Source organism: Planomonospora corallina, assembly GCF_042650625.1.
Classification (GTDB): domain Bacteria; phylum Actinomycetota; class Actinomycetes; order Streptosporangiales; family Streptosporangiaceae; genus Planomonospora_B; species Planomonospora_B corallina.
Map to the genome: position 1 here is coordinate 739,860 of NZ_JBHSBM010000017.1, position 19,177 is coordinate 759,036.

Genomic DNA, 19,177 nt, shown 5'->3' on the forward strand with positions numbered 1-19,177 from the left:
GGGGAAGCCGGGGAAGGGGCCGGGCGGGGCTCCGGACGAGGGCCCGGACAGGAGCGGGGCGAGGGCGTCCCGCACCCGGGGAAACGGGCGTAAGCTTCCCTCGCCGACGTGGGACAAGGGGAAGGACGAAGGCCGCATGCCCGACTCGTTTGTGCATCTTCACGTTCACACGGAGTACTCCATGCTCGATGGAGCCGCCCGTCTGAAGCAGATGTTCAAGCAGGTCGGCGAGCTCGGCATGCCCGCCATCGCGATCACCGACCACGGCAACATGCACGGGGCCTACGACTTCTACAAGCAGGCCACCGGGGCCGGGGTCAAGCCGATCATCGGCATCGAGGCCTACGTCGCCCCCGCCTCCCGCCACCAGAAGAAGCCGGTGCTGTGGGGTGAGCCGCACCAGAAGAAGGACGACGTCTCGGCGGGCGGCTACTACACCCACATGACCATCTGGGCGCGCAACGAGCGCGGCCTGAAGAACCTCATGAAGCTCAGCTCGCGCGCCTACACCGAGGGCTTCGTGCGCAAGTGGGCCCGGATGGACGCCGAGATCCTCGCCGAGCACGCCGAGGGCCTGATGGCCACGACCGGCTGCCCCTCGGGCGAGGTGCAGACCCGGCTGCGCCTGGGCCAGTACGACGAGGCGCTGGCCGCCGCCGCGAAGTACCAGGAGCTCTTCGGCAAGGAGAACTACTTCCTGGAGATCATGGACCACGGCCTCGACATCGAGCGCCGGGTCCGCGACGGGCTCACCCGCATCAGCAAGGAGCTGGGCATCCCGCCGGTGGTCACCAACGACTCGCACTACACCTACGAGTCGGACGCGACCTCCCACGACGCGCTGCTGTGCATCCAGACCGGCAAGCAGCTGTCGGACCCCGACCGCTTCCGCTTCGACGGCAGCGGCTACTACATCAAGACCGCCGACGAGATGCGGGCGGTCGACTCCTCCGACCTGTGGGCCGAGGGCTGCCGCAACACGCTGCTGGTCGCCGAGAGGGTCGACCCGGCCGGCATGTTCACCTACAAGAACCTCATGCCGACCTTCCCCGTCCCCGACGGGATGACGGAGGAGGAGTTCTTCCGCGAGCAGGTCTGGGAGGGCATGCGCCGCCGCTTCCCGGACGGCGTCGACGACGAGCACCGCGCCTGGGTCGAGAAAGAGCTCGGCGTCATCATCCAGATGGGCTTCCCGTCCTACTTCCTCGTGGTCGCCGACTTCATCATGTGGGCCAAGCGCAACGGCATCCGGGTGGGGCCGGGCCGAGGCTCGGCGGCGGGCTCCCTGGTGGCCTACGCCCTCGGCATCACCGACCTCGACCCGATCCCGCACGGCCTGATCTTCGAGCGCTTCCTCAACCCCGAGCGCGTCTCCATGCCCGACGTCGACATCGACTTCGACGAGCGCCGGCGCGGCGACGTGATCCGCTACGTGACGGAGAAGTGGGGCTCCGACAAGGTCGCCATGATCGCCACCTTCGGCACCATCAAGGCGAAGGCGGCCATCAAGGACGCGGCCCGCGTCCTGGGCTACCCGTACGCGCTGGGCGACAAGGTCTCCAAGGCGTTCCCGCCCGCGGTGATGGGCAAGGACATCCCGCTCTCGGGCATCTTCGACTCCGGCCACCCGCGCTACAACGAGGCCGGGGAGCTGCGCAAGCTGTACGAGGAGGACGTCGACGTCAAGGCGGCGGTCGACCTCGGGCGCGGCCTGGAGGGCCTGATCCGGCAGACCGGCGTGCACGCCGCGGGCGTCATCATGTCGTCGGAGGTGCTGACCGACTACATCCCGATCATGCGCCGCGACTCCGACGGCGCGATCATCACGCAGTTCGACTACCCGACCTGCGAGACGCTCGGCCTGCTGAAGATGGACTTCCTGGGCCTGCGCAACCTGACGATCATCGACGACTGCCTGAAGGCCGTCGAGGCCAACACCGGCGAGAAGATCGAGCTGCTCGACCTGCCGCTGGACGACACCAGGACCTACGAGCTGCTGGCCAGGGGCGACACGCTGGGCGTGTTCCAGCTGGACGGCGGCGGCATGCGCTCGCTGCTGCGCCTGATGCGCCCCGACAACTTCGAGGACATCTCCGCGGCCCTCGCGCTCTACCGGCCCGGCCCGATGGGCGCCAACTCGCACACCAACTACGCGCTGCGCAAGAACGGCCAGCAGGAGATCACCCCGATCCACCCCGAGCTGGAGGAGCCGCTCAGGGAGATCCTCGACACGACCTACGGCCTGATCGTCTATCAGGAGCAGGTCATGGCGATCGCGCAGAAGGTCGCCAAATACTCCCTCGGCGGCGCCGACCTGCTCCGCCGCGCGATGGGCAAGAAGAAGAAGGCCGAACTCGACAAGCAGTACGAGACCTTCGAAGCCGGCATGAAGGAGAACGGGTTCTCCGCCGCGGCGATCAAGGCGCTCTGGGACATCCTGCTGCCGTTCTCCGACTACGCCTTCAACAAGGCCCACACCGCGGGATACGGCCTGGTCGCGTACTGGACCGGCTACCTCAAGGCCAACTACCCGGCCGAGTACATGGCCGCGCTGCTCACCTCGGTCAAGGACGACAAGGACAAGTCGGCGCTCTACCTCAACGAGTGCCGCCGGATGGGCATCAAGGTGCTCCCGCCGGACGTCAACGAGTCCGACTTCGACTTCACCGCGCGCGGCAGCGACGTGCGGTTCGGCCTGTCGGCGATCCGCAACGTCGGCGGCAACGTCGTCGACGGGATCATCTCCGCGCGCAAGGAGAAGGGCCGCTTCACCGACTTCAAGGACTTCCTGCGGAAGGTCCCGGCGATCGTCTGCAACAAGCGGGTCATCGAGTCGCTGATCAAGGCGGGCGCGTTCGACTCCTTCGGCCACGTCCGCAAGGGCCTGGTGCTGGTCCACGAGCAGGCCGTGGACGCGGTCATCGACATCAAGAAGAACGAGGCGATCGGGCAGGACTCCCTGTTCGGCGCGGTGGACGGGGCCGAGGACCAGACCTTCGACGTGCAGATCCCGCCGGGCGAGTGGGACAAGACCACCCTGCTGGCGTTCGAGCGGGAGATGCTCGGCCTGTACGTCTCCGATCACCCGCTCTTCGGCGTCGAGCACATCCTCGCCGCGGGGGCCGACTGCTCGGTCGCCGCGCTCCAGGACGAGAGCCGTCCCGACGGCCAGATCGTGACGGTCGGCGGCATCCTCTCCGGCGTCCAGCGCAAGGTCACCAAGAAGGGCGACACCTGGGTGCTGGCCACGCTGGAGGACCTGGAGGGCGCCATCGAGGTGATGATCTTCCCCTCGGCCTACCAGCTCTGCTCGACGATCCTCGCCGAGGACGCCATCGTCTTCGTCAAGGGCCGGCTGGACAAGCGCGAGGACATCGGCAAGATCATCGCCATGGAGGTGACGGCCCCCGACCTGGCCACCGCCGAGGCGGGCGGGCCGCTGCTGGTGAGCATGGCGCTGAACCGCTGCACGCCCCCGGTGGTCGGCCGGCTCAAGGAGGTCCTGACCACCCACCCCGGCACCACCGAGGTCCGCCTGCACATCCACAACGGCCCGAAGACCACCGTCATGCGCCTGGACGACCGGCTGCGCGTCTCGCCGTCCCCGGCCCTGATGGGCGATCTGAAGGAGCTGCTGGGCCCCGCCTGCCTGAGCGGATGACGCCGGTCCGGTGCGCGGGCCCGGCGGGCGCCGGGCCCGCGCACCGATGACCGCCTCGTCGCCGGGGGGCGCGGTGGCCGCCCGGCAGGCCGGCGCGCGGGCGTGGCGCCGGTCCGCCGTCAGGCGGCCTCCCACTCCTGGGAGCGCGTCTCGGCGAGGACGAGGTCCACCACGTCGGAGAGCCGGCCGGCGCGGGCGAAGGCCGCGCGCTGGCGGGCCGCGGAGCAGCCCCGGGCCAGCGCGTCCCAGGCCAGCCGGGAGACCAGCTCCCAGTCGCCGGTCCCCTCCAGTTGCGGGCGCAGGCCGTCCACCATCCGCCGGACCACCTCGCCGGCCGGCCGGGGCACGCCCTCGACCGGGTCGACGAGGTCGCCCTCCAGCCCGGAGCGGGCCGCCCGCCACGTCGCGGCGCGCACCATCTCCAGCCGGACCCCGTGCCCGGTCCCGGTCCGGATCGCCTCCAGCTCCCGCGCCACCAGCGCCCGGAACAGCCCCGCGAGCAGCACCACGTCGCCGACCAGCGGGCAGGCGTCGCAGATCCGCAGCTCGACGGTGGGCACGTGGTCCGACGGGCGGATGTCGAAGTAGATCATTCCGGGGTCGGTGATCACGCCCGAGCGGATGAGATCGGCGATCACCCGGTCGTACTCCGCGGCCGAGGAGAAGGCCGCCACCGGTCCGGCGGTGGGCCAGCGCTGCCAGATCAGCGGCCGGTAGCCCGCGTAGCCGGTGTCGGTGCCCAGCCAGTAGGGCGAGCTCGCGCTCAGCGCGAGCAGCGGCGGCAGCCAGGGGGCCAGACGGTGGGAGATGACGACCGCCAGGTCGCGGTCCGAGACCTCGGCGTGCACCTGGGCCCCGCAGATCAGCTGCTCGCGGGTGAGGAGCTGGTAGTCGGCGAGCATCTGCTCGTAGCGGGGGTCCGGGGAGATCTTCAGCGCCTCGGTGTCCACCAGCGGCACGCTCCCGGCGGCGGCGATCCCCAGTCCCAGCCCGTCCGCCGCGGCGATCACCGTACGGCGCAGCGCGGTCAGGTCGTGTGCCAGGTCCGCCAGGCGGACGAAGGGCCTGCTGTTGGCCTCCACCACCGAGCGCTGCAGCTCGTGGGTGAAGCGGTCCTCGGGTAACCGCTCCAGCAGCACGCCGGCGCGGGGGACCAGGCGCCGGGTCTCCAGATCGACGACATGGAACTCCTCTTCGACGCCGACCGCGATCGGCTCCGCGAGACCCGCCAACGTGACCACCCCTGACGTGCGGACGACTGAGAATCTTCCGCTCTTTGCCCAGAAACCGGGCTTCCGCACGCCGGGGGCGGCCCCGGAGACCGGGGCGGGAGGTCAGCGGTCGGGGTCGCGCCACCTGCGGTCGCGCTTCCAGCCCCGGCCGGGCCGCTGCCAGCCGCGGTCACGCTTCCACTGCCGCCCTCCGGGCCGCTGCCAGCCGCGGTCGGGGAACCGCCAGGTCCGGCTCCGGGCCCGGCCGTGCCCCTCGCCGCCCGCCCGGGGCCGCCCGTCCTTCTTCACCTTGGCCGGGCGGGGCGTGAACCCGCCGCCGAAGCGCTTCATGTCCGGCGGGTGGAAGGAGGCCGCGGGCACGCCGCGCAGGGCGGCGGACACGGAGGCCGTCCAGATCGGGCCGGGCAGGGAGGCCCCCTGCACGGAGCCGTAGTACCGGCCGCCGATCACCACGTTGCGGAGCGGGTGGCGGTAGGAGCCGCGGATGTCGCCCACGCTGACCGCCGCGGCCAGGTGCGGGGTGTACCCGGCGAACCAGGCCGAGGTGTAGCCGTTGTTGGTCCCCGTCTTGCCCGCGGCCGGGCGGCCGATGCCCTGCCCCCGCATGGTCCCGCTGCCGAACACGCCGCTCAGCACGCGGTTGACCGCGTCGGCCACCCCGCGGTCGATCGCCTGGTGGCAGCTGGGCGGGATCGCCGTGCGCTCGCCGTCCCGGCCGACGACCGCGGTGATCGCCATCGGGCGGCAGTAGCGGCCCCGCGCGGCGAAGGCGGCGTACGCCGCGGCGACCGTCAGCGGGTCCATCTCGTTGATGCCGAGGGTGAACGTCGGGACCTCCCGCAACGGGGAGCCGTCCGCCCGGGTGATGCCGAGCGCCCTGGCGGTGCGCACCACCGGGCAGAGCCCGACCCGCTGCTCCAGCATCATGAAGAAGATGTTCACCGACCTCCAGGTGCCGGTGGAGATGCTGAAGGGACCGCCCCGGCGGCGGCCGTCGGCGTTGAAGATCCTGGCGCGGGGGTCGTTGACCGCCCGGCCCCTGCAGTCGGTGAACCCCCGGGCGGGCACGAACAGGCCGGGGGTCCGGAAGCCCCTGTTGAACCGCCAGCCCTGGCGGAGCGCGGTGGCCAGGGTGAACACCTTGAACGTGGAGCCCGCCTGGAAGCCCATCCCGCCGCCGTGGACCGCGTCCGCGGGCAGGTTGAAGGTGGTGCGGGGGCCGTGCTTGCGGTCGCCGGGGTTGCGGCCGTACCGCTTGCTCGCCGCCAGCGCCCGGATCGCCCCGGTGCCCGGCACGACCATGGCCTCGGCCGCGACCTCGGTGTCGTGCGGGGAGACCCGGGCCTGGATGGCCCTGTCCGCCGCGCGCTGCACGGCCGGGTCCAGGGTGGTGCGGATCATCAGGCCGCCCCTGGCCAGGTGGCGCTCGCGCTCGGCGCGGGTGTGGCCGAAGACCGGGTTGGTCAGCAGCTCCCGGTGGACGTAGACGCAGAAGTAGGGGTGGGCGCTCTCGCTGCAGCCGCCCGGCGCGGGCTGGAGGCGGAGGTTCAGCGGGCTGCGCCGCGCCGCGTCAGCCTCGGCGCGGGTGACGAACCCGACGTCGGCCATCCGGTCGAGCACGAGGTTCCTGCGCTGCTTGAGCCGCTGCTGCTGCTTCCTGCCCAGGGCCGGGTCCGTCCCGTACGGCGTGCGCACCGCCCCGGCCAGCGTCGCGGCCTGCGGCAGGGAGAGCCGGGAGGCCGGGACCGAGAAGAACCGCCGGGCGGCGGCCTCCACCCCGAAGGCGCCGGCGCCGAAGTAGACGATGTTGAGGTAGCGCTCCAGGATCTGCGGCTTGGTGTACTTCTTCTCCAGCGCCAGCGCGTACCGCAGCTCGGCGATCTTCCGCTGCAGGTTCGGCGCCTGGGCCCGGGCGCGCTCGGCGTCGGTCTCGGCGCCGGCGACCAGGATGTTCTTGACGAGCTGCTGGGCGATGGAGGAGCCGCCCTGCCGCACCGCGCCCGCCTGGGTGTTGGTGATCAGGGCGCGGAGCGTGCCCTTGAGGTCCAGGCCGCCGTGCTGGAAGAACCGGGCGTCCTCGACCGCCACGATCGCCTGGCGCATGACGGGCGCGACCTGCTCGAGGTCGACGATCGTCCGGTTCTCCGAGTAGAACTGGGCGAACGGGCGGCCGTGCACGTCCAGGAGCACGGTGCGCTCCGGGAGCGGGTCCTCGCGCGGGCTGGGCGGCAGGTCGACGAAGGTGCCCTTCGCCTGCCGCACCGCGAGGCCGGTGACGCCGACCAGCGGCAGCGCGGCCACCGTCGCCAGCGCTCCCGCGAGCATCCCGCAGACCAGCAGGACGCACAGGCACACGACGGGGCCGCGCCTGTCGTCACAGTCTCTCCTGTCACGTCCCTTGGCATGTCGTGATGTCACAGAGAGTAACGTGCGACCGGACCACCACCGTTAAACGCCTGATTGCGAACCCTTACTCGCTGCCCACCTTCTCTCGACGGATGTCCAGTCCCAGCGAGGCGAACTGCTCGAACGGCCGGTGGTAGCCGCGCTCGATGTGGTGCACGCCGCGCAGCGTCGAGGTCCCCTCCGCGGCGGCGGCGGCCAGGACGGCGGAGAAGCCGGCCCGGATGTCGGGCAGCGTCACGTCGGCGCCGCGGAGCTTGGACACGCCCCGCACGACCGCCGAGTGCTTGGCGTTGGTGTCGTGGTAGCGGCAGGCCGGGCCGCCCAGGCACACGTCGAAGACCTCGATCTCGCAGCCCATCTTCTGCAGCGCGGGCACGTAGACCAGCCGGTTCTCGAAGACCGTCTCGTGCAGCACCGACATGCCCTGGGCCTGGGTGAACAGCACCATCAGCGGGGTCTGCCAGTCGGTCATGAAGCCCGGGTGGGTGTCGGTCTGCACCGCGGCGGCGCGCAGCCCGCCGGGGGCCGAGGCCGACAGGTAGTCGTCGGTGATGTCCAGCTGGGCGCCCATCCTGGCCAGCGTGGTGATCGCGGTGACCAGGCGGTCCTGCGGGCAGCCGTGCACCCGGACCTGGCCACCGGTGATCAGGCCGGCCGCGAGGTAGGAGAACGCCTCGATCCGGTCGCCGTTCAGCCACGTGGAGGCGCCGTGCAGCTTCTCCACGCCCTCGATCACGATGCGCCGGTCCGGGCTGAGCTCGATGAGCGCGCCCATGCGCTGCAGGAACAGGGCGAGCTCGACGACCTCGGGCTCGGTGGCCGCGCCCTTGAGCACGGTCTTGCCCTCGGCAAGCACGGCCGACATCAGGATGGTCTCGGTGGCGCCGACGCTCGGGTACGGCAGCTCGATCCGGGTGCCGCGCAGCCGCTTGGCCTTGGCGTAGACGCCGGTGTCGCTCACCTCGACCTCGGCGCCCATCGCGCGCAGCGCGTCGACGTGGAAGTCGACCGGCCGCCGCCCGATCGGGTCGCCGCCGACCAGCGGCACGAACGCCTCGCCCGCCAGGTGGAGCAGCGGGCCGAGCATCAGGATGGGGATCCGGTTGAGACCGGTGAACGCCGCGGGCACGTGCGGGTTGATCTCCGGTCCGCGCTCGATGACGATCTCACGGGGGGTGATGTCCACGTTGATGCCGAGCGCCCGCAGCATCTGCGCGGTGATCCCGACCTCGCCCACGTCGGGGACGTTCTGGATCATGCTCTCGCCGTCGCCCAGCATGGCGGCCACCATGTGCTTGGAGACGCCGTTCTTGGACCCGCGCACCTCGACGTCGCCGCGGAGCGGGCCGGAGGGCTCGATCAGCCATACCTCTTCGTTCACCCGCACAGCGTAACGGGATTCGAACCACTGCATTGGTATAGACAACTGGACGACTCGGTAACATCGGGCAGAGCATCACATCCTGAAGAGCTGCAGGGAGGCGGATCATTGGGGCGTCACGCGCGCGACTTCGCCGTCACCGTGCTCGCCCTGGCGGTGCTCGCGGTCGCGGCCGGAGCCCTGTGGTCCTACCTCGCGCCGCGCCCGCCGTACGTGGTGACCGAGCGCGGCCCGGTCCTGGCGGACTCCTCCACCCAGGCGCTCATCGCCGCCGACGGCTGGTTCGCCGTCGTCACCGGCGGGTTCGGACTGCTCTGCGGCGCCGCCGGATACCTGCTCTCGCGCCGGGGCCGGCCGCTGGCCGTGGTGCTGGGCCTGGCCGCGGGCGGGCTGCTCGCCGGCTACCTGACGACGGTGGTCGGCGCGGCGCTGAACCTGGGCGCGGTGAACGTGGCGGCCTCCGGGCGGGACGTGCAGGCGGTCGCCGGGCCGCTGGAGCTGACCGCGCAGGGCGTGCTCGTGGCCTGGCCGATGCTCGCGGCCGGGGTCTTCACCGCGCTGGAGGGCGTCGCCGCCTACCAGGACTCGCCGCTGCGCCGCCCGTTCGGCGGGCGCGGCCCCTACGGGCAGATCTCCTCCTACGACATCAGCGGCGAGGACAGGTAGGCTGCGGGACCCTCCGGCCCGGCCGGTGCCGCCCGGTCTCCCGGCGCGGGCCCGGAGCGGGGTCAGCGGAGCTCCGGCCTGCGCAGCCCGTGCCCGGTGGCCTGTTCGAAGGCGTGGGCCAGCCGGAGCACCCGCAGGTCGGCGAAGGGCCGCCCGACGATCTGCACCCCGACCGGGAGCCCGTCCGGGGTGAACCCGCACGGCACCGACGCGGCCGGGGCGTGCAGCACGCTGATCCAGTAGGCCGAGCGCATCCACGCCAGGTAGTCGGGGAGCGGCTCGCCGCCGATCTCCGTGACGTACGGCGCGTCCACCGGGAACGGCGGCACCTGGCTGACCGGCGCCAGCAGGAAGTCGTAGGTGTCGAAGAAGGCGCTCATCCGCTGGTAGAGGCCGCTGCGCAGCCGTTCGGCGCGGGCCAGGTCGGCCCCGGTCACCTCGCGGCCCCGCTCGACGTTCCACCGGGTGTTCTCGCCCAGTGACTCGGCCGGCAGGTCGCCGTAGGAGAGCAGGTAGTACCAGGCCCGCCAGGTGCGGAAGGCGTCCTCGGCGTCCGACAGGTCGAGGTCGACCCGCTCGACGCGCGCGCCCAGCCCCTCCAGCACGGCCGGGGCGGTCGCGGTGACCGCGGCCGTGCGGGCGTCCACCGGCAGTCCGCCCAGGTCGGGGCTCCAGGCGACGCGCAGCCCGCTCAGGTCCAGCAGGTCCAGCGGCTCGGTGAAGACCGCGCCGCTCTCGGCGATCGCGAAGGGGGAGGCGGGGTCGAACCCGGCCACCACGCTCATCAGCAGCGTCAGGTCGGCGACCGTCCTGGCCATCGGCCCGGGCACGCCCAGGGTGAACCAGGCGGCCGCGGCCGACGGCGCCGGGACCCGTCCCGGCGTCGGCCGCAGCCCCACCACGTTGCAGAAGGAGGCCGGGTTGCGCAGCGAGCCGCCCACGTCGGTGCCGTCGGCCAGCGGGACCATCCCGCAGGCCAGCGCGGCGGCGGACCCGCCGCTGCTCCCGCCTGCCGAGCGTGACAGGTCGTAGGGGTTGCGGGTGGCGCCGAAGACCGGGTTCACCGTGTGCGAGCCGGTGCCGAACTCGGGGGTGTTGGTCTTGCCGAGGGTGATCGCCCCGGCCCCGCGCATCCGGCGCACGATCAGCGCGTCGTGCTCCGGCACGTGGCCGGCGAAGAGCGGCGAGCCGTACGTGGTGCGCACGCCCGCGGTCTCGGTCAGGTCCTTGTGCGCGACCGGCAGCCCGTGCAGCGGCCCGCGCCAGACGCCCCGCGCCAGGTCCCGGTCGGCCTCCCGCGCCTCGGCGAGGGCGCGCTCGGCCACCAGCGTGACGATCGCGTTGACCGCCGGGTTGGTCTCCTCGATGCGCCGCAGGTGGGCCTCGAGCAGCTCCACTGCGCCGACCCGCCGCTCGCGCAGCAGCCGGAGCATCTCGACGGCGGTCAGGTAGTGCATGCGTCCCCCCGGGGAGTCGTCGCGGCCCGCGCGCTGGCCGCACGGCGCCCGGCCAGGGCTCCGGCCGGTCACCGTGCGGGCCGCCCGCGCGTGACACGGTGTCCGGCGCAGTCTCGCCCGCGGCCGCCGTGGCGCGCGTCGGCAACCTTCGACAGAACTACCCGCTCCGGCCGGGGAGCCGCGGCGGCTAGCCGGTCTTGGCGATGGCGGCGGTGACCGCCTCCGCCAGCCGGACCAGCTCGGCGGGGGAGGTCTCGATCTGCAGGCCGCGCCGGCCGGCGGAGAAGTAGATCGTCTCGAAGGACAGCGCGGAGGAGTCCACCACGGTCGGCAGCCGCTTGCGCTGCCCCAGCGGGCTGATCCCGCCCACCACGTAGCCGGTGACCCGCTCGACCTTGGCCGCCTCGGCCATCGCGGCGCGCTTGCCGCCCAGCGCCGCGGCCAGCGCCTTGAGGTCCAGCCTGCCCGCCACCGGCACCACCGCGACCGCCAGCCCGCCATCCACCTCGGCCACCAGCGTCTTGAAGATCCGCGTGTGCGGCACGCCGAGCGCGTCGGCCGCCTCCTCGCCGTAGGCCTGCGCATTCGGGTCGTGCTCGTAGGGGTGGAGGGTGAAGTCCACCTTCGCCCGGCTCAGCGCCATCGTCGCGGGGGTGCCCTGGCCCCCGGCGCTCTTCGACTTGCCCATGGGGGGCAGCGTAGCGGCCGGGCGCGGGCCCGCGACGCGGCCCCAGCTGTGAATCTACAGCGTAAAGGCGGTCCGCATGGTGACCCGGGGAGGTCCGCATCGTGGAACGCGGAGAGAGGGCGGTCCGCGGGCTCCGTAGACTGTACGGGTGATTTCCCGTACCGACCTGCGCGGAGCCCTCCCCGAGGACCTGCGCGACGTGCTGCCCCGTGCCGAACTCGACGTCGAAGCCGCCCTGGAGAAGGTCCGGCCGATCTGCGAGGACGTGCATCATCGCGGGGTCGCCGCCGTACGGGAACTGACCGCCCGCTTCGACGGCGTCGAGCTGGCCTCCACCCGGGTGCCCGCCGAGGCGATCGCCCGAGCGCTGGACGGGCTCGACGGGCGGGTCCGCGCGGCGCTGGAGGAGTCGATCCGCCGCGCCCGTCTGGTCCACCGCGACCAGCGCCGCACCGACGTCACCACCCGCGTCGTGCCCGGCGGCACCGTCACCGAGCGCTGGGTGCCCGTCGAGCGCGTCGGCCTGTACGTCCCCGGCGGCCAGGCGGTCTACCCGTCCAGCGTCGTGATGAACGTCGTGCCCGCCCAGGAGGCCGGCGTCGCCTCGCTCGCGGTCACCTCGCCCGCGCAGAAGGAGTTCGGCGGGCTGCCGCACCCGGCCATCCTGGCCGCGTGCGCGCTGCTCGGCGTCGACGAGGTCTACGCCGTCGGCGGCGCGCAGGCCGTGGCGATGTTCGCCTACGGCACCGAGGAGTGCGCCCCGGTGACCATGGTCACCGGCCCGGGCAACATCTGGGTCGCCGCCGCCAAGCGCCTGCTCAAGGGCCGCATCGGCATCGACTCCGAGGCCGGCCCCACCGAGATCGCCATCCTCGCCGACGCCACCGCCGACCCGGTGCACGTCGCCGCCGACCTGATCAGCCAGGCCGAGCACGACCAGATCGCCGCCGCGGTCCTGGTCACCGACTCCGTCGAGCTGGCCGACGCGGTGGAGAAGGAGCTGCCCGGCCAGGTCGCCGCGGCCAAGCACGCGGCGCGCATCACCGAGGCCCTGTCCGGCCGCCAGTCCGGCATCCTCCTCGTCGACGACATGGAGGCCGGGCTGCGCGTCGCCGACGCCTACGCCGCCGAGCACCTGGAGATCCACACCGCCGACGCGGCCGCGCTCGCCGCCCGGGTCCGCAACGCCGGGGCGATCTTCGTCGGCCCCTACGCGCCCGTCTCGCTCGGCGACTACCTCGCCGGCTCCAACCACGTGCTGCCCACCGGCGGCTGCGCCTGCCACTCCTCGGGGCTGTCGGTGCAGACCTTCCTGCGCGGCATCCACGTCGTGGAGTACGACCGCGAGGCGCTGGCCGGCGCCGCCGCCCACGTCTCCGTGCTCGCCGACGCCGAGGACCTGCCGGCGCACGGCGCGGCCGTCCGCGCCCGCTTCGCCCCCGGAGAGCTGGCCGACCTCGCCGACTGGGAGCGGCCCGCATGACACAGGACGGATCCCGCGTGACCCTGGACGACCTGCCCATCCGCGACGACCTGCGGGGCCGCACGCCGTACGGCGCGCCGCAGATCGACGTGCCGGTGCGGCTCAACACCAACGAGAACCCCCACGGCCCCTCCGCGGCGCTGGTCGCCGACCTCGCCGAGGCGGTACGGCGCGGCGCGGGCGAGCTCAACCGCTACCCCGACCGGGACGCGCTCGCCCTCCGCGAGGACCTGGCCGCCTACCTCGGCCACGGCCTGACCGCCGAGCGGGTCTGGGCCGCCAACGGCTCCAACGAGGTGCTCCAGCAGATCCTGCAGGCCTTCGGCGGGCCCGGCCGCACCGCGCTCGGCTTCGAGCCGTCCTACTCGATGCACCCGATCATCGCCACCGGCGCCTCGACCGAGTGGATCGCGGGCTCGCGCGAGGAGGACTTCGGGATCGACCCGGACAAGGCCGTCGCCGCGATCGAGGAGCACCGGCCCGACCTGGTCTTCCTCACCTCGCCCAACAACCCCACCGGCACCGCCCTCGACCCGGCGGTGATCGCCCGGATCGTCGCGGCGGCGCCCGGCATGGTCGTGGTGGACGAGGCCTACTTCGAGTTCGCCCGCACCGGCACCCCGTCGGCGCTGACCCTGCTCGCGGAGCACCCCCGGCTGATCGTCACCCGGACCATGTCCAAGGCGTTCGCCATGGCCGGCACCCGGCTCGGCTACCTCGCCGCCCACCCGGCGGTGATCGAGGCGCTGCTGCTGGTCCGCCTGCCGTACCACCTGTCCACGCTCACCCAGGCGGCGGCGCGGGTCGCGCTCGCGCACCGGGCGGAGCTGCTCGGCACCGTCGACGAGCTGCGCGCCGAGCGGGACGCCGCGGTGGAGTGGCTGCGGGCCAAGGGCCTGACCGTCGCCGACTCGGACGCCAACTTCGTGCTGTTCGGCGTCTTCGGCGACCGGCGCGCGGTCTGGGAGGGCCTGCTGGAGCGCGGGGTGCTGATCCGCGAGGTCGGCCCGCCCGGGTGGCTGAGGGTGTCCGTCGGAACGGCCGAGGAGATGGCGGCGTTCCGCGCCGCGCTGGAAGGGGTCCTGTGATGAGTCTTGCCGGAGGCCGCGTCGGCCGGATCGAGCGCGCCACCAAGGAGACGTCGGTGCTCGTGGAGGTGAACCTCGACGGCACCGGGATCGTCGACGTCGCCACCGGCGTCGGCTTCTACGACCACATGCTGAACCAGCTCGGCAAGCACGGCCTGTTCGACCTGACCGTGAAGACCGAGGGCGACCTGCACATCGACTCCCACCACACGATCGAGGACACCGCGCTCGCGCTGGGCGCGGCGTTCCGCGAGGCGCTGGGCGACAAGTCGGGCATCAGGCGCTTCGGCAGCGCCTCCTGCCCGCTGGACGAGTCCCTGGCCCAGGTGACCGTCGACCTGTCCGGCCGGCCGTACCTCGTGCACAGCGAGCCGGAGAACATGGCCCCCATGATCGGGCCCGACTACGACACGACGCTGACCCGGCACATCCTGGAGTCGTTCGTCGCGCAGGCCGCCATCTGCCTGCACGTGCACGTGCCGTACGGGCGCAACGCCCACCACATCGTGGAGGCGCAGTTCAAGGCGCTGGCGCGGGCGCTGCGCGAGGCGTCGGAGCCCGACCCGCGCGCCACCGGCGTGCCCAGCACCAAGGGCGTGCTGTGACGGCGGACGACCGGCGGTGACCGAAAACTGGACGGCCATCGCGATGGCCTTCGCCGCCCTCTTCCTGGTGGGCGGCGTCGTCTCCTTCCTCAAACAGGGCATCAAGGTCGGCGCGCTCGTGCTCGCCGGCCTCGCCGCCCTGGCGATCACAGCGGCGGTGCTCTGGTGGTGAAGCTCTGATGGGCAAGAACGTCACGATCCTGGACTACGGCTCGGGCAACCTCCGCTCCGCCGAGCGCGCGCTGGCCCGGGTCGGCGCGGACGTCACGGTGACCGCCGACCACGAGGCGGCGATGGAGGCCGACGGGCTCGTCGTCCCCGGCGTCGGCGCGTTCGCCGCGTGCATGCGCGGGCTGAGGGCCGTGCACGGCGAGCGCGTCATCGGGCGCCGCCTGGCCGCGGGCCGGCCCGTGCTCGGCATCTGCGTGGGCATGCAGATCCTGTTCGAGACGGGGGTCGAGCACGGCGTGACCACCGCCGGCTGCGGCGAGTGGCCCGGCACGGTCGAGCGCCTCGAGGCCCCCGTCCTGCCGCACATGGGCTGGAACACGGTGAAGGTCCCCGAGGGCACGGTGCTGTTCGACGGCATCGACGCCGACGAGCGGTTCTACTTCGTGCACTCCTACGGCGTGCGCACCTGGGAGCTGCAGGCCGGGCCCGGGTTCGCCGACCCGCTGGTCACCTGGGCCGAGCACGGCGTGCCGTTCGTCGCCGCGGTGGAGAACGGGCCGCTGGCGGCGACCCAGTTCCACCCGGAGAAGTCCGGCGACGCCGGGGCCCGGCTGCTGGCCAACTGGCTCGGAACGCTCGGGTGAGCGTTCCGCCGGTCCCGTCCTCGCTTCCGCCGCTCGTGCACCCGTTCCCGCGCGGCGGGACGCCGGTCCGTGCCGTGGCGGCCGGCGCTGCGGTGGGGGAGCGGTGAGCAGGGAGCGGGCCCGCCGGCGGGCGGAGCGCGAGGCCGAGCAGGCCCGGCAGGCCGCGCTCCGCGCCGAGCGGCGGGCCCGGTCCGCCCGGCGACGGGAGCGGCTCGACCGGCTCACCGCCCCGGTCGCCGCCGTCCTGCCGCGCCGGGGCGTGCGGATCGCCGGGCAGCGCGGCATCCTCGCCCGCCGCCGCCGCGCGCAGAACGGCGTGGTGGCGGTGCTCTTCCTCATCGTCCAGGTGATCGCCTGGCTGCTGGTGTCCTCGTGGGCGGCGAGGTTCGGCGTGCTCGTGCTGTCCCTGCTGCTCGTCCCGGTGCTCGTCACCGTCGCATTCGACCGGAGGTCTTGATCAAGATGTCGCTAGAGCTGCTGCCCGCCGTGGACGTCGCCGACGGGCAGGCCGTCCGCCTGGTCCAGGGCGAGGCCGGAACCGAGACGTCGTACGGCGACCCGCTCGCGGCCGCGCTCGCCTGGCAGGAGGCCGGGGCCGAGTGGCTCCACCTGGTCGACCTCGACGCGGCCTTCGGCCGGGGCTCCAACCGGGAGCTGCTCGCCTCCGTGGTCGGGGCCCTGGACATCAAGGTCGAGATGTCCGGCGGCATCCGCGACGACGCCTCGCTGGAGGCCGCGCTGGCCACCGGCTGCCGCCGCGTCAACATCGGCACCGCGGCGCTGGAGAACCCCGCCTGGTGCTCGAAGATCATCGCTGAGTACGGCGACCGCGTCGCGATCGGCCTGGACGTGCGCGGCACCACGCTGGCCGGGCGCGGCTGGACCAGGGAGGGCGGCGACCTGTGGGAGGTGCTGGAGCGGCTGGAGGCCGACGGCTGCTCCCGCTACGTCGTCACCGACGTCACCAAGGACGGCACCCTGACCGGTCCCAACCTCGCCCTGCTCCGCGAGGTCTGCTCCCGCACCGGCAAGCCGGTCGTCGCCAGCGGCGGCGTCTCCTCCCTCGACGACCTGCGTGCGCTGGCGTCGCTGGTCCCGCTCGGAGTCGAGGGCGCGATCGTCGGGAAGGCGCTGTACGCGGGGGCGTTCACCCTTCAGGAAGCCCTGGCCGCGGTCTCCTGAGCCTCCTTCCGGGGCGCGGGGGCCCGGTCCGGGCACGGGGAGCCGGCCCGTGGGAGCCCGCAGAGTGCCTGTGGAGACGCGGGACACCTTGTGGAGACGCGGAGACGCCTGTAGCGCAGAGACGCCTGTAGAGACGTAGAGACGAGGAAGAGCACGTGACTGTCGCGGTACGAGTGATCCCCTGCCTGGACGTGGACGCCGGGCGGGTGGTCAAGGGCGTCAACTTCGAGAACCTGCGCGACGCCGGCGACCCGGTCGAGCTGGCCCGGCGCTACGACGCGGAGGGCGCCGACGAGCTGACGTTCCTCGACATCACCGCGTCCAGCTCCGACCGGTCGACCATGTACGACGTGGTGCGCCGCACGGCCGAGCAGGTGTTCATCCCGCTGACCGTCGGCGGGGGAGTGCGCGCGGTCGAGGACGTGGACCGGCTGCTGCGGGCCGGGGCGGACAAGGTCTCGCTGAACACCGCGGCCATCGCCCGGCCCGAACTGCTCACCGAGGCCTCCCAGCGGTTCGGCGCCCAGTGCGTCGTGCTCTCGGTGGACGCCCGCCGGGTCACAGGCGGCCCGCCGACCCCGTCCGGGTTCGAGGTGACCACGCACGGCGGCCGGCGCGGCACCGGCATCGACGCGGTCGAGTGGGCGCGCCGGGGCGAGGAACTGGGCGTGGGGGAGATCCTGCTCAACTCGATGGACGGCGACGGCACGCGCGACGGCTACGACCTGGAGATGGTCCGGGCCGTGCGGGCCGCGGTCGGCGTCCCGGTCATCGCCAGCGGCGGAGCCGGGGCGGTGGAGCACTTCGCGCCCGCGGTGGAGGCGGGCGCGGACGCGGTCCTGGCGGCGTCGGTGTTCCACTTCGGCCAGCTCAAGATCGCTGATGTGAAGGACGCGCTGCGCGCCGCGGGGCACCCGGTCCGCTGAGTCCCCGTGCGGGTGAACGACACCCTGAACCTGGACTTCATGACCGTGGACGCGACCGCCGCCGGTCGAGGACCCCGGACGGAGCGGGTCCGCAGAGGCGGGCGGCGGTGCTCCCCGCCCCGCCCGACACGGCCTACGCCCGGCGAGACCGCATCGCCTTGAGGACCTTCACGCCCGCCACCTCCCCGGCGACGATGCGCTGGTACTCCTCCGACTCCATCGGGCACAGCCGCACCCGGCCCGCCTGGTCGAAGAGCAGGCCCCAGCCGTACTTCTTCGGCAGCGGCGAGGCCCGCAGGCACGCCTGCGGCCTGGCGAAGAACTGCGCGCGCAACCGGTCGTGCTCGGCCTCCGAGCGCCCGGCCGGCTCCTGGCGGCGCAGCCAGCTCTCGAAGAGCACGTCCTCCTGCGTCAGGCCGCCCGGGTCGGCGGCGATCATCTCGAACTGCAGCACCGCGACAGTCTTCTTGCCGCCTCTCGGCTCCGGTTCCACGGCGCTGCGGACCGGGCAGTCGTCCGCGACGGCGATGAGGGTGTCGTAGTAGTTGAGATCCACACGGCCATCATGCCCTGCGGAGCCGACGATCCGGGGGCGGGAGGCTTCTGCCGGGGACGCGGGAGGGCGGCGCACCTGATCACGTCTCCGCCGTCTCCTCGTGCTCCGCGGGTCCACCGACGAAGCGGGACGAAGCCGGCGGAGCGCTCCGCCGGGCCGGGACAGACCTCGCCGGCCGGGCCGCGGTGGAACGGAGAGGGTTAGACGCCGGTTCTTCCGGGGAGTGGGTGGTCCGCGGCGCGAAGGTCGCGCCGCGTGCGCAGGCAGGAGAAGGCCAGGAGGTCGGGAATGCTCGGAACGCCCGGAAGGAAGACGGCTGCGGTCGCCCTGCTGGTGGCGGCTCTCACCGGGGCCCTCGGCGGTTGCGGAGGCGGCGACGAGGAGCCCGAGACGCCGGACGTGGTCGAGACCGGCTCGCCGGGTGTCGAGGACGACGGGGAGACGGACAACGACGGCGACGGCGACTGACGCCGTACGGATCGGGGGTGCCGCGCTCCCGCTCGTGGGGCGGGAGCACGGGGAGGAGCGGAGGGGCGGGGCGGGGCCTCGGTCAGCTCAGCACTCTGGTGAAGAACAGGGCCAGTTGGTCCGCGCCGTGGAGGATGCCGTCGAAGACGCCGTTGACCGCGGAGGCGGCTTCGGCGGGTCTGCTGAACAGATAAAAGGCCACGAACGCCACCGCGGCATAGGTGGCGATCTTCTTGACCTGCATGGGGGCCTCCTGCAGTTCCGTTCCCAGCCGTATATACCCGGATTTTAAGGATCTTTGGCATCTTCGGCCCGGGTGGCTCCCGGATCTTGGTGATCATACCTGGCGGGCAGGGGAGAGCCATGGCCGGATCACGGGAATGGCATGGGCGTCCCCCCTCCGTCATGGTGCGGTGGAGCGGCCCCGATGTCCAACCCGGACTGCAAGGTATATCGGAAGGGCGAGTGGCGGCAGCAGGATCGCGAAGATGGCGGGCCGGCGCCGTGACCAGCGGATGCGCGTCCCGCCTCCCGTCCGCGGCGCGGCGGGTCCGCGCCGCGGA

At 72.9% G+C, this 19,177-nt stretch carries 18 protein-coding genes; 11 read left to right on the forward strand and 7 right to left on the reverse strand.

Annotated features, from left to right (window positions below):
* Positions 1–136: 136 nt before the first annotated feature.
* Positions 137–3,661 carry a DNA polymerase III subunit alpha gene (gene dnaE, locus ACFOWE_RS16520; protein WP_377288584.1) on the forward strand — a complete coding sequence of 1,175 codons (3,525 nt, stop codon included), beginning with the start codon at positions 137–139 and terminating at the stop codon, positions 3,659–3,661.
* Positions 3,662–3,780: 119 nt separating this feature from the next.
* On the opposite strand, the gene ACFOWE_RS16525 is transcribed toward dnaE, so the two are convergent.
* The 3 genes from ACFOWE_RS16525 to murA all read right to left on the reverse strand — a co-directional run bounded on the left by ACFOWE_RS16525 (position 3,781) and on the right by murA (position 8,680).
* Positions 3,781–4,893 (reverse strand): carboxylate-amine ligase, encoded by a 1,113-nt coding sequence (locus ACFOWE_RS16525; protein ID WP_377288586.1) that lies wholly within the window; start codon positions 4,891–4,893, stop codon positions 3,781–3,783.
* 102 nt (positions 4,894–4,995) lie between these two features.
* The gene (locus ACFOWE_RS16530) at positions 4,996–7,311 is read right to left on the reverse strand and encodes a transglycosylase domain-containing protein (RefSeq protein ID WP_377288587.1); all 2,316 of its coding nucleotides are present in this window, start codon (positions 7,309–7,311) and stop codon (positions 4,996–4,998) included.
* A gap of 52 nt (positions 7,312–7,363) precedes the next feature.
* Complete coding sequence (gene murA, locus ACFOWE_RS16535) at positions 7,364–8,680, reverse strand: UDP-N-acetylglucosamine 1-carboxyvinyltransferase (RefSeq protein WP_377288589.1); 1,317 nt, start codon at positions 8,678–8,680, stop codon at positions 7,364–7,366.
* Positions 8,681–8,788: 108 nt separating this feature from the next.
* On the opposite strand from murA, the gene ACFOWE_RS16540 reads away from it, so the two are divergent.
* A complete protein-coding gene (locus ACFOWE_RS16540; RefSeq protein WP_377288591.1) occupies positions 8,789–9,346 on the forward strand; it encodes a hypothetical protein in 558 nt (185 codons plus the stop codon).
* A gap of 62 nt (positions 9,347–9,408) precedes the next feature.
* On the opposite strand, the gene ACFOWE_RS16545 is transcribed toward ACFOWE_RS16540, so the two are convergent.
* The gene (locus ACFOWE_RS16545) at positions 9,409–10,803 is read right to left on the reverse strand and encodes an amidase (RefSeq protein WP_377288593.1); all 1,395 of its coding nucleotides are present in this window, start codon (positions 10,801–10,803) and stop codon (positions 9,409–9,411) included.
* Between the two features lie 187 nt (positions 10,804–10,990).
* Positions 10,991–11,491, reverse strand: a complete 501-nt coding sequence (gene ybaK / locus ACFOWE_RS16550) for a Cys-tRNA(Pro) deacylase (protein ID WP_377288595.1) — start codon at positions 11,489–11,491, stop codon at positions 10,991–10,993.
* A gap of 148 nt (positions 11,492–11,639) precedes the next feature.
* Between ybaK and hisD the strand changes: the two genes are divergently transcribed.
* From hisD to hisF, 8 genes are all read left to right on the forward strand, one after another.
* Positions 11,640–12,974: a histidinol dehydrogenase gene (gene hisD / locus ACFOWE_RS16555; RefSeq protein WP_377288597.1), complete on the forward strand. Its 1,335-nt coding sequence runs from the start codon at positions 11,640–11,642 to the stop codon at positions 12,972–12,974.
* Positions 12,971–14,062, forward strand: a complete 1,092-nt coding sequence (locus ACFOWE_RS16560; RefSeq protein ID WP_377288599.1) for a histidinol-phosphate transaminase — start codon at positions 12,971–12,973, stop codon at positions 14,060–14,062. Before hisD ends, ACFOWE_RS16560 begins: the two co-directional genes overlap by 4 nt.
* A complete protein-coding gene (gene hisB / locus ACFOWE_RS16565) occupies positions 14,062–14,667 on the forward strand; it encodes an imidazoleglycerol-phosphate dehydratase HisB (RefSeq protein WP_377288601.1) in 606 nt (201 codons plus the stop codon). The genes ACFOWE_RS16560 and hisB overlap by 1 nt, the downstream gene beginning before the upstream one ends.
* A 16-nt stretch (positions 14,668–14,683) precedes the next feature.
* The gene (locus ACFOWE_RS16570; RefSeq protein ID WP_377288603.1) at positions 14,684–14,839 is read left to right on the forward strand and encodes a hypothetical protein; all 156 of its coding nucleotides are present in this window, start codon (positions 14,684–14,686) and stop codon (positions 14,837–14,839) included.
* A 7-nt stretch (positions 14,840–14,846) separates the two neighbouring features.
* Positions 14,847–15,482, forward strand: coding sequence for an imidazole glycerol phosphate synthase subunit HisH (gene hisH, locus ACFOWE_RS16575; RefSeq protein WP_377288605.1), 636 nt, complete (start codon positions 14,847–14,849; stop codon positions 15,480–15,482).
* A gap of 103 nt (positions 15,483–15,585) precedes the next feature.
* Positions 15,586–15,939, forward strand: a complete 354-nt coding sequence (locus tag ACFOWE_RS16580; protein WP_377288607.1) for a hypothetical protein — start codon at positions 15,586–15,588, stop codon at positions 15,937–15,939.
* A gap of 5 nt (positions 15,940–15,944) precedes the next feature.
* A complete protein-coding gene (gene priA / locus ACFOWE_RS16585) occupies positions 15,945–16,664 on the forward strand; it encodes a bifunctional 1-(5-phosphoribosyl)-5-((5-phosphoribosylamino)methylideneamino)imidazole-4-carboxamide isomerase/phosphoribosylanthranilate isomerase PriA (protein ID WP_377288609.1) in 720 nt (239 codons plus the stop codon).
* Positions 16,665–16,819: 155 nt separating this feature from the next.
* Positions 16,820–17,590 carry an imidazole glycerol phosphate synthase subunit HisF gene (gene hisF, locus ACFOWE_RS16590; protein ID WP_377288611.1) on the forward strand — a complete coding sequence of 257 codons (771 nt, stop codon included), beginning with the start codon at positions 16,820–16,822 and terminating at the stop codon, positions 17,588–17,590.
* 133 nt (positions 17,591–17,723) lie between these two features.
* Here hisF and ACFOWE_RS16595 read toward each other — a convergent pair whose 3' ends face one another.
* A complete protein-coding gene (locus ACFOWE_RS16595) occupies positions 17,724–18,146 on the reverse strand; it encodes a DUF6157 family protein (protein WP_377288613.1) in 423 nt (140 codons plus the stop codon).
* 288 nt (positions 18,147–18,434) lie between these two features.
* On the opposite strand from ACFOWE_RS16595, the gene ACFOWE_RS16600 reads away from it, so the two are divergent.
* The gene (locus ACFOWE_RS16600) at positions 18,435–18,614 is read left to right on the forward strand and encodes a hypothetical protein (protein ID WP_377288615.1); all 180 of its coding nucleotides are present in this window, start codon (positions 18,435–18,437) and stop codon (positions 18,612–18,614) included.
* A gap of 82 nt (positions 18,615–18,696) precedes the next feature.
* On the opposite strand, the gene ACFOWE_RS16605 is transcribed toward ACFOWE_RS16600, so the two are convergent.
* On the reverse strand, positions 18,697–18,858 hold the full coding sequence (locus ACFOWE_RS16605) for a hypothetical protein (protein WP_377288617.1): 162 nt from the start codon (positions 18,856–18,858) through the stop codon (positions 18,697–18,699).
* Between the last annotated feature and the right edge of the window lie 319 nt (positions 18,859–19,177).

Bases quoted from the DNA above. Each gene is read 5' to 3' on its own strand.
- dnaE (WP_377288584.1), top strand. From the start codon at position 137: ATGCCCGACTCGTTTGTGCATCTTCACGTTCACACGGAGTACTCCATG.
- ACFOWE_RS16545 (WP_377288593.1), bottom strand. From the start codon at position 10,803: ATGCACTACCTGACCGCCGTCGAGATGCTCCGGCTGCTGCGCGAGCGG.
- ybaK (WP_377288595.1), bottom strand. From the start codon at position 11,491: ATGGGCAAGTCGAAGAGCGCCGGGGGCCAGGGCACCCCCGCGACGATG.
- ACFOWE_RS16560 (WP_377288599.1), top strand. From the start codon at position 12,971: ATGACACAGGACGGATCCCGCGTGACCCTGGACGACCTGCCCATCCGC.
- hisB (WP_377288601.1), top strand. From the start codon at position 14,062: ATGAGTCTTGCCGGAGGCCGCGTCGGCCGGATCGAGCGCGCCACCAAG.
- hisH (WP_377288605.1), top strand. From the start codon at position 14,847: ATGGGCAAGAACGTCACGATCCTGGACTACGGCTCGGGCAACCTCCGC.
- priA (WP_377288609.1), top strand. From the start codon at position 15,945: ATGTCGCTAGAGCTGCTGCCCGCCGTGGACGTCGCCGACGGGCAGGCC.
- ACFOWE_RS16600 (WP_377288615.1), top strand. From the start codon at position 18,435: ATGCTCGGAACGCCCGGAAGGAAGACGGCTGCGGTCGCCCTGCTGGTG.
- ACFOWE_RS16605 (WP_377288617.1), bottom strand. From the start codon at position 18,858: ATGCAGGTCAAGAAGATCGCCACCTATGCCGCGGTGGCGTTCGTGGCC.